Origin of the sequence: Desulfovibrio sp. DV (assembly GCF_001936595.1) — a bacterium.
In the GTDB taxonomy this organism is placed as follows: domain Bacteria; phylum Desulfobacterota; class Desulfovibrionia; order Desulfovibrionales; family Desulfovibrionaceae; genus Solidesulfovibrio.
Genome location: NZ_MLBG01000148.1, coordinates 1 through 9,827, shown reverse-complemented (window position 1 = coordinate 9,827; position 9,827 = coordinate 1). Strand labels below are relative to the sequence as shown.

8 protein-coding genes are annotated in these 9,827 nt (G+C 61.4%); all 8 read right to left on the bottom strand.

Going from position 1 to position 9,827, the window contains the following annotated elements; all coding sequences use genetic code 11:
* Positions 1–191: 191 nt before the first annotated feature.
* The 8 genes from DVDV_RS20520 to DVDV_RS20490 all read right to left on the bottom strand — a co-directional run bounded on the left by DVDV_RS20520 (position 192) and on the right by DVDV_RS20490 (position 9,740).
* Positions 192–2,522, bottom strand: a complete 2,331-nt coding sequence (locus DVDV_RS20520; protein WP_075356438.1) for an FAD-dependent oxidoreductase — start codon at positions 2,520–2,522, stop codon at positions 192–194.
* Between the two features lie 38 nt (positions 2,523–2,560).
* Positions 2,561–4,195 (bottom strand): glutamate synthase-related protein, encoded by a 1,635-nt coding sequence (locus DVDV_RS20515; protein ID WP_075356437.1) that lies wholly within the window; start codon positions 4,193–4,195, stop codon positions 2,561–2,563.
* Positions 4,159–5,289: a glutamate synthase gene (locus tag DVDV_RS20510; RefSeq protein WP_075356436.1), complete on the bottom strand. Its 1,131-nt coding sequence runs from the start codon at positions 5,287–5,289 to the stop codon at positions 4,159–4,161. Before DVDV_RS20510 ends, DVDV_RS20515 begins: the two co-directional genes overlap by 37 nt.
* A 472-nt stretch (positions 5,290–5,761) precedes the next feature.
* Positions 5,762–6,712 carry an ABC transporter substrate-binding protein gene (locus tag DVDV_RS20505; protein ID WP_075356435.1) on the bottom strand — a complete coding sequence of 317 codons (951 nt, stop codon included), beginning with the start codon at positions 6,710–6,712 and terminating at the stop codon, positions 5,762–5,764.
* Between the two features lie 30 nt (positions 6,713–6,742).
* Positions 6,743–7,624, bottom strand: coding sequence for an AAA family ATPase (locus tag DVDV_RS23035; protein ID WP_254845474.1), 882 nt, complete (start codon positions 7,622–7,624; stop codon positions 6,743–6,745).
* Positions 7,552–8,211 carry an AAA family ATPase gene (locus DVDV_RS23030; RefSeq protein WP_217694153.1) on the bottom strand — a complete coding sequence of 220 codons (660 nt, stop codon included), beginning with the start codon at positions 8,209–8,211 and terminating at the stop codon, positions 7,552–7,554. Before DVDV_RS23030 ends, DVDV_RS23035 begins: the two co-directional genes overlap by 73 nt.
* Before the next feature lie 51 nt (positions 8,212–8,262).
* Complete coding sequence (locus DVDV_RS20495; protein ID WP_254845472.1) at positions 8,263–9,021, bottom strand: ABC transporter permease; 759 nt, start codon at positions 9,019–9,021, stop codon at positions 8,263–8,265.
* A complete protein-coding gene (locus tag DVDV_RS20490; RefSeq protein ID WP_254845473.1) occupies positions 9,018–9,740 on the bottom strand; it encodes an ABC transporter permease in 723 nt (240 codons plus the stop codon). The genes DVDV_RS20495 and DVDV_RS20490 overlap by 4 nt, the downstream gene beginning before the upstream one ends.
* Positions 9,741–9,827: the final 87 nt, after the last annotated feature.

Sequence of the window (9,827 nt, the reverse complement as noted above, 5' to 3'; positions counted from 1 at the left end):
TATGAGTGTATATAGGGTGTATCTCTGTTGAGTGCACAGAGTTCGTATGTGATAAAAGCGGGCCGCCTCTTCCGAGACGGCCCGCTTCATTTTTTCTATTCAAGGTCCGGGGGCTATTTTAGGTGGCACCCCCGGCGGGGTCACAGGGGCAGCGCCCTGATCTTGCTCCTTCGTCTTCTACTCGTCCCCAACTACACCAGCGGCGTATTCTCCACGATGCTCCAGACGCCGCAGGGGCAGGCGTTGCCGCAGAAGCCGCAGCCGATGCACTTGTCCGGGTCCGACACCATGGCGAATTCCTTGCCTTCCTTCTGCTGCCGCGAAATCGCGCCCACCGGGCAGATCGTTTCGCACAGGCCGCAGTCGCGACACGCCCCGCAGGACGAACACTGGCTGGCGCAGGAACTGAGGTCGTTAAACTCCATCACGCGCGGGTCGAAGTATTCGAGCTTGGCCCGCTTGTAGTCGATCATCTTGCGGGTGTCCTCGCACGGCCGTTTGCCGGTGAGGATTTCGTCAATGGCCCGGGCAGCGTCGCGGCCCATGCCGATGGCCTGGGTCAGTAAGCCGGGTTTGACGATGTCGCCGATGGCGAACACCTTGGGATTGGTGGTCTGGTAGATGGGGCTGACTTTGACGTGGCCGCGCTCGGTGGCAATGGTGTCGCCGAGGAACTCGATGTCCGGCACGTCGCCGACAGAGAGCAGCACCGTGTCGGCCGGGACCAGTTCGCCGGACTGGAGCAGCACACCCTCGGGCGTGATCTCCTTGGTGAAGCAGGGGTACTTGAAGACCGCGCCGACTGCTTCGGCGTCGTGGCGTTCCTTGCCAAAGGCAGCGGGCTTCTGGATGTCAATGAGGGTAATGGACTCGGCCCCGAAGCGGGCGGCCTCGGTGGCCACGTCGCAGCCGACGTTGCCGGCCCCGATGATGACCACGCGCTTGCCGACCTTGGCCGTGCCCTGTTTGGCGGCCTTTAAAAAGGTCAGCGCCGGGGTGGCCAGTTCCTTGCCGGGGACGGGCAGGATGCGGGGCTTGTTGGCCCCCACAGCCAGCACCACGTAGTCGAAGTCGGTGATAATCTGGCCGAATTCGTCAGCGGAAAGGGTTTTTTGCAGCTGGATATGCGGCAGGATCTCCCGGGCGCGGGCGATTTCGGCGTCCAGCACGTCGGCCGGGATGCGGCTGGACGGAATGGACGAGGTGATCTTGCCGCCAAGCTTCTCGGCCGGATCGTAGATGATGGCTTCGTGGCCGGCCAGACGCAGTTGCCAGGCCACCGACATGCCGGCCGGACCGCCGCCGATGACGGCCACGCGTTTGCCGGAAAGCGGCGGCAGGGTCGGCATCTTGCCGGCCTTGACGTTGGCCTTGCCGAGCATGGCCGTATCAAGGGGCTTTAAGTTGCCGACATTGCGCGTGCAGCCCTGCATGCACAGATTGGGGCATAGGTAGCCGCAGATGGTGGCCGGGAAGGGCGTGTAGGCCAGGGCCAGGTCCATGGCTTCGTCCATGAGCCCGTCGCGCACGAGCTGCCAGCGCTCCTGCACCGGGATGCCGGTGGGGCAGCTGGCCTGACAGGGGGACATGTATTTCTTGTTTTCCCAGACCGGCACGTAGCGGCGCAGTTCGCCGCTGACGATGAGGCCGATGGGGGTTCGGTCGGAATCGTCGAGATCGCCGATAAGCCCGCCGCGTCCGAGTTCGGCGTCCCAGATATTGACGCGGAAATCGGTCATGGCCCGGCGCACTTTGCCGGTTTTTTCGTACGGGCTGCGGGCGACGATGAGCTGCCAGTCGTCGCGTCCGGCCAGGGAGTCAAACAGTTCCGGCTGGCCGATGGCGGCCAGGAAGTTGGTCAGGTTTTCAGTGAGCCAGGCATAGGCGGCGTCGTCGATGGGCACGAGCTTGGCGTCGGCCAGGGAGAAGCCCTTGTGCGGCCCACGGAAGAAGATGCGCCCGCCGACCATGCCGACGCAGGGGCGATAGCCGAGCACGTTGTCCGGGTTTTGCGGATTGTGGCCGCAGACAACAGCCGTGCCGCCGGCCATGAACTCGGCGAAATAGTCGCCCACGCTGCCGAGGATGAAAAGCTCGGGGGCGGCGTATTTCGGGTTCTGCTTGGTCATGGTCATGCCGCGCGAACCGATGTTCCCGGCGATCATGACCTTGCCCTGGGCCATAGCGTTGCAGGCGCCGTTGCCGGCGTTGCCGCGCACCACGATTTCGGCCCCGGCGTTGAGCCAGGCGATATCGTCGGAAACCGAGCCTTCGATGAGGATCTTGGTGCCGGGAAAGCCCATGGAGCCGGTGCGCTGGCCCGGCGAGCCGGTGATGCGCAGGGTGACGGGTTCGGTGCGCGAAACCCACAGCCGGCCGCCAAGGCCGTGCTGGCCGTAGGCTTCGACGGTGAGATCCCGCGCGCCCTGGGTGACGGCCCGCTGGATGTGTTCTTCCAGGATGCGCGATTCGACCCGGTGGCCGTTTTCAATGCCGTGTATGGTGACGGTCTGGTGTGCCATGTCTTGCTGCCTTGGTGCGTAGGGGTATGACGCCCGGGTTAGACCACGTATTTGATCTTGAGCCGCTCGGCCACGTGGTAGTCGCTGATGCCCAGACCGTCGGACATGCCGATGGGGAGCGAGGTGGAGCGACCCAGCGGGGCGACGATCTTGCGCAGTTCCGTGTCGAAGGACAGGAAGACATCAACCAGACGCTCGGCCACCTGCTCGGGATCAAGCCGGCGGTAGACGCGCGGGTCCTGGGAGGTGATGCCCTTGGGGCACACGCCGATGTTGCAGACGTTGCAGCGGTCCTGTTCCGAGCCCAGGCATCCGGCCGCAGACTGCATGATGTATTTGCCGGACTGCACCGCGCTGGCCCCGAGCATGATCAGTGCAGCGGCGTTGGCAGCCAGATTGCCGTTCTTGCCGATGCCGCCGCCGGCAATGAGCGGAATCTCGTTCTGCTTGCCGGAGATGACCAGGTTTTCGTAGCAGTCGCGCAGGTTGGTGGCGATGGGATGGCCCATGTGGTTCATGGAGACGTTGTAGGCCGCGCCGGTGCCGCCGTCCTCGCCGTCGATGGCCAGACCGGCAGCGTAGGGGTTGCGCACGAGGTTATTGAGCACCGCCGTCGAGGTCGTGGTGCCGGAGATCTTGGGATAGACCGGGACGCGGAATCCCCAGGCCATGGACATGGACTGGATCATCTTGGCCACGGATTCCTCAATGGAATACTGGGTCTGGTGGGTGGGCGGGCTTGGCAGGGACACGCCTTGCGGCACGCCGCGAATGGCGGCGATGAGCTTGTTGACCTTGTACCACATGAGCAGGCCGCCGTCGCCGGGCTTGGCTCCCTGGCCGTACTTGATCTCGATGGCGCAGGGGTCTTCCTTCATGTCGGGCAGGGCTTTGATGATTTCATCCCAGCCGAAGTAGCCCGAGGCAACCTGCAGGATCATGTACTTGAGAAAGCGCGAGCGGAGCAGGCGCGGCGGACAGCCGCCCTCGCCGGTGCACATGCGCACCGGCATGCCCATCTCCTCGTTGAGATAGGTCACGCCCATGACGAGACCTTCCCACATGTTGGGGGAGAGCGCGCCAAAGGACATGGAGCCGATCATCAGCGGATAGATTTCCCGCACGGCCGGCACCCAGGCATTGTCCGCCAGGGCGGCCAGGCCTTCCTCGGGCGGCTGGATGCGGCCGAGAAGGGTGCGCAGCTCGAACTCGTGGCGGCCGGCGTCCAGGGCCGGGTCGGTGAGCATGGAGATGCGGATGAACTTGATCTGGTCAAGCAGGCTGCCGCCGTCGTTTCGCCGTCCACCGCGGGTGCGGGCCGCGCCGCCGCGGTTGTTGTGGAACTTGAGCGTCGTGGCCTCGGGGCGAAGCCTGGGGGCAATGGAGTTATTGGGGCAGACCATGTTGCACATGGCGCAGCCGATGCAGCGGTAGGCCGGATCGGTGCGCTGGCGGATGCCATGGTAAATGGAATAGGAATTGGTGGGCTTTTTGGCCAAAGCCGGGGTGGCCTCGACGGTGCGCTTGCGATGCACGCCAAGTTCAATGGCGCTCACCGGGCATACCGACGTGCAGCGCCCGCACAGGGTGCAGGTGTTCTTGTCCCACTCGATCTGCCAGGGCAGGTCGTTGACGCTTAGTGTGGACGGGGTAATGACTGCAGCTGATTGCATATGGTGACCTCTTGGCATTCGGGGCGCACGATGGCCGTATCCAGGTGCATGGGTTGAAAATCGGCATACTGGTCGCGGTCGGGGATGGCCGCGTCGAGTCCGCAGATTTCCGAAGAGAAGGCAAAGATGCCGGGCTTGCCGCCGACAACGCCGGGTCGCAGTTTCTTGCGGTCCTGGACCATGAACATGGTCTTGTCGGGCAGGCAGCCGATGACGCAGTTGGGGCCGTCGATGATGAGCTTGCGGCAGGTCTGCTTGATGCGGGCCAACAGCGCGCGGTCGGCGTGTCCTTCCATCTCGGCATCGGACAGGGGCGTTATGACGTGCTTGTAGTATTCGATGCCAAACTGCAGGCGGTTTAACGTATAATGCATGATGTGGGCGAAGACTTCGGAGTCGGACTGATAGCCCATGTAGCCGGGGAAGCCGCGCGAGAGCAGGTATTCCCGGATGGGCACAAAGGCCGTGTTCTCGCCGTTGGTCATGGTGCAGACGCCCTGCAGGAAAAATGGATGGCAGGCGTAGAGATTGATGGCGTAGTTGGTGTTCTGCCGGCCCTGGGCCAGGATGCGGCGGCAGTCGAGTTCCGGGCGGGCAAGGCCCAGGTATTCGCCAATGGCCATGGGGTCGCCGACTTCCTTGACCATGACGGTGTCGGGCCAGAAGGAGAAGACGCGGATGTCTTCGGAGGCCTCGCCCATGACGCGCAGTTCCACGCGCATGAGCATGTAGGCCAGTTCGCGCTCGGCCTGCGGTTTGGCCTTGAGGTCGGCCGGCGCCTCGTAGGCTCGGGCCAGATAGGTGCCCCGGATGGGCGTGCCAAGGGGGGCCTTGGTCTTGGGGTCAAGCTCCAGGGTGTAGCGCGTGACGAAGCCGCGTTCGCCCATGTAGGCGTCGACGCGGTTTAAGCCTTCGTCGGTAAAAATACCGGAGAGGATGGGTGCGTCCTTCATTTCACCGAAGGGGCCGCCAAGGTCGGAGAGGAACAGGCCAACACCTGATCCGTCGTGCCCTTCCTTCATGACGTTAAGCGCCTCGATGGCGCGCATGGGGGACACTGGGTCCCGGCTGCTGAGGGCGAATAAGCGGCACATGGTCTACTCCGAATAATCGAATTCTCATTAAGGGGGGTTTTTTCATAGTTACAAAATCGGCTACCGTAAAGCACAAAATCATATTCGGTGGTTTAGGGCAGCAAAAATGAGCAAATACAGGGGGTAGCGAGGACGGTTCGCGGCTGCGGGCAGGGGCGTTTTCGCCGGTTTTGGCAAGGAGGCTCCGAGACGGCAGGCCGGGGCCAGCCGGATGTTCGGTTTGGGCGATGTTTCGTCGGCCGGGGCGGGATTGGAGGCGGGAAGCATCGTTCGTTTGGCCGTGCCCGACTTCTCAAATAGGACGTGCGGCCGCGTGGTCAAGCCGCCGGACAGGTTTTTTTGGGGGTCGGTATGTGCCGAATGATCTTCGGTGAAAGGCCGGCGGCCGGGCTGGCGGGCCGAAGCATCGCCATCCCGGCCGGGAGAAGCCGGGCCGGCGGACCTGCATGCCCGGGCAGGTCCGCCGGAGGAATCAGTCGCCCGGAGCGGCCAGGATCTCGGCGGCCGGGAAGGGCTTGGCCAGCAGGCCATAGCGGGCGGCCACGTCGATGATGCCGGTCAGGGCGGCCGGGACGAGGGTCTCGGGAAAGCGCGGCAGCACGATCTTGGCGGCCAGTTCCGGGGCCAGTTTGGTGCGCTCCCGCAAAATCTCCCGAGCCTTGTCGGGCGTGGCGGCAATAAAGGCCGAGGCCTTGGCCACGGCCCGCAAAAAGGCGGCGGCCTCGGCCGGATGGGCCTTGATCCAGGCCTTTTTGGCGAACCAGCCGCCGATCAGATAGGGGCTGCCGAAAGCGGCATGGGGCGAGGGATCAAGCACCCTGGCCGCGCCGCGCGATACCGCGTCGGTGACAAACGGCTCCAGGACCAGGGCCGCCTGGACCGAACCCTTGGCCAACGTGCCGGCCATGTCCGGGAAGGGCACTTCCACCAGCCGGATGGAATCCGGGGCAATGCCGGCCTTTTCGGCCAGGGCGCGCATGGCCGCCTCGTTGATGTTGCCCAGGGTGTTGACCGCCACGGTCTTGCCGGCCAGATCGGCCACCGAAGCGATCTTGGAATCGGCCGCGACCAGCAGGGCATGGACATCGTGGCTGCCGGCCACGCCCTCGGCCCCGGGGGCCAGAAAAACGAAATCAAAACCCTTGGCGTGGGCCAGGATGATGGACACGGTGTTGGACCAGCCGATGGCCAGTTCACCGCCTTCCACGGCCGGGGCGATGACCGCCCCGCCCTTCATGGCCAGTCCGGTCGCGGCCAGTCCTTCGGCCGCGAAGTAGCCCATTTCCTCGGCCACATAATACTGCAGGCAGTCGCCAACCGGAATGTAGCCGATTTTGATCGGGATCGGGTCGGCGGCCAGGGCGGCGGTGGCGTGAACGAGAAATAGGCATGCGCCCAATAGCTGGAATAAATGACGAATCATTTGCCTCTCCGTAAAAGGTTTTCCCAGAATCTATTCCCTTTGTAGCAGAAGAAGGACTTTAGTGGCAACAAGATCGCAAAAATCATTGTTTCGTCTGATCCACAACGATAAAAAAGCACCTCTTACAATAGTTTCAGGAACCCAGCCAATCTGTATTCCAAGTTGGCTAAATATGAGGTGCGGGTCCCTGTTTGTGCAGCTTACCTCGTGGATTGATCTAGTAACGATGTCCTGTGATGCTGGGTCTCGTTGGCACGAAACAGTGAGGATGGCCATGTCTTCGGCGTGCCCAATTACATCGTCAAATATTTTAAGCTCTGGGTTCTCCCCTGGCAGCCTAATTATTCCGTTGTCTTGGTCTTCAGTTTGGCGAGAGTCTCCGTCTATAATGCAAAGGCTACTAAATGAAATAGCAGGATTTGAATTATGATATTTGTGTATCGATACGGCACTCCCGTCGCCCGCCACTGCATGAACTTCCACCTGCTCAAAGTTGGATCCAAGCTTTTCTCTTAAAATTGAATCTACCCAGGATTTTGCAAATTCATCTTCGACAAAAATCGCAAGTTTCTTGTCGACTCTGCCCGAAACTGCGCGCAAAGCTTCGATGCTTAATTTCCCTTGGCGAAGTTTTCCGTCTATGCACGCCCATATCGCTTCGTTTGGTAAGGGGGACAATGCGTAATCGCTATGTGTAGTGAATATTGCTTGGATAGATTTTCTTCTTGCAGCATCAATTAGGTACTCTACCATTCTTTGTGTTGCTACAGGATGAAGGCCATTTTCAATTTCTTCAATTAGTATGAGACTGTTTGGTTGAGCCATCTCAATTTCAGAAATCATTCGAATAATTGACGATTCGCCCGCCCCGAAGTGAAATTCAGAATATTGGTTTTCTCCATTTTTCCCGATAAAAAATTGTCCGTGCTGCTGATTTTCGTTACTTGGAATTCTTTTACTGATTTCCCCAAAATGTGTTTTACTTGATCGCTGATGTCGCTATTAAGATCAGAAAATACTCCTGTGTGATGATATGTTGATCTTGTAAGTCTCTTGTATTTTGGTTTTTCTCCTGCAGGCACTGTTCTCTCTATTCCAAAAAAGAGAACTTCTCGGTCAATCAGTTCGCCGCGCACCCACTTAGCTTGTCTAAAATTGCTTTTCTTTTTTAATAGTTGTCGGGGACTTTTTTCTTTGTCAATTAACTCGTAATCAACGGACCAGCCTGACATGCTTTCATCGCCAATAGCACATTTAGGGAAAAATATTCCTGGTCGAATTGATTTATATGCGATGGCCGCAGCACCAAGAACTGATGATTTGCCGCTTCCGTTTGGGCCTATAAGAGCCGAAACAGGAAAATCAAAAGTAATATCTTCGCCAGAAAAACCACGGATTTTTTCTATAGACGCTTTGAAAAGATATTTGCCGTAGTCGTGTCTGCGAACTTTGTCTAAAAGCAGTATTTTTGTTGATTCTCGAATTTCACTTCTATTCATTATTCTCTCCATATAGAATTAAATGAAAGATTCAGCAATACGCAAAGGATGTCAACTGAAATTGGTGGGGCGCTGCCAGCCCAAAAGCCGGGAAAGCGCCCGCTCCACCCCGGCATTGAGCAAAAGCCCCCAAAGCCCCAGCATGGCCACGCCGGCATACATCTCGGGAATGGCAAAGGTGCGCTGCATCCGCAGGATGTAATGGCCGATGCCGCTCGATGCCCCGACCATCTCCGAAAGCACGGCCACAATGAGCGCCATGGGCAGGGCCGACCGGAACCCGGCGGCCACGCCCGGTCCGGCCGCCGGCAGGATGACCCCGAAGAGCAAGGCGCGCCGGGTCAGGCCATAGGCGGCGGCGGTCAGGCGAAAGCCCGGATCGACGCCGCGCGCCCCGTCCACCGCCCCGACCAGGATGGGAAAGGCGCAGGCGAAAACGATCACCGCCAGCTTCATGCCCGTGCCGATGCCGAGAAGCAGCATGGCCGCCGGGATGATGGCCGGGGGCGGCACCGGACGCAGGAGCTCGACCGTGGGCGTTAAAAGGGCAGAGAGCCGGCGCGAGACGCCCATGGCCAGCCCGAGCGGCCCCATGACGGCCAGGGCAAGGAACAGCCCGGCCACGGCCCGCAGCACCGTGGCCAGGGCCTGCCCCGGCAGCAGGCCCGAAACGGTCAGGTCCCAGAATGTCGCGGCAATGGTCGAAACCGGCGGGAAATAGAGCCTGGAAACCAACCCCGACCGGGACAAGGCCTCCCAGGCTGCGGCCAGGGCGCAAAAAACAAGCAGTCCGGACAGGCGTCGCATCATCGGCCCCCCGCCGGCGTCCAGGCCAACACCAGCCGCCGCCCGGCCACAAAGGCGGCATTGAGCCCGGCTCCCAACAGCCCGACCGCGACGATCCCGGCATACAGCCGCTCCGGCCGCCCGGCCAGGGACGATTCCAGGATAAACGAGCCAAGCCCGTCCGGCGCGGCCGCCATCTCGGTGGTCACAGCCACGGCCACGGCCACGGCCAGCCCCGTGCGCAGCCCGGCCATCACCTGGGGCAAGGCCGCCGGAGCCCGGACAAAGACAATCCGTTCCCATCGTCCAAGCCCATACACCCGGGCCGTGTCGCGCAGCTCCGCCCCGGCCGCGTCCGCCCCGGCCAGCGCCGCCACATAGGCCGGCCAGGAGCAGGCAAATCCGGCCACAGCCACGCATAAGCCAAAGCCCAGACCCAGAAACAAAATGCCGATGGGAATAAGGGCCACCGACGGCATGGGGCGCAAAAATTCCACCGTCATCCGCATGGCCCGGCCAAAGCCCGGAAAAACGCCGCAGGCAAACCCCAGCACCACGCCGCAACACCCGCCCACGGCAAAGCCGGCCACAGCCCGGCCGGCCGTCAGCCCAACCTGCCCCACAAGCTCCCCGGACCCGAGCAACCGGCCAAGCTCCAACAGCACCGCCGAAACCGGCGGCACGGCGTCCGGCGGGAGGATGGCAAGGCGCGAGAGGGATTCCCAGAGAAGAAGGAGGAGGATGATGAGGAAGATGCCTCCGGCGGCCGGGGGGGATGATCCCCCCCGGACCCCCTCGACGGGGAGGGATGGATTACCGGGCGTAGTAGC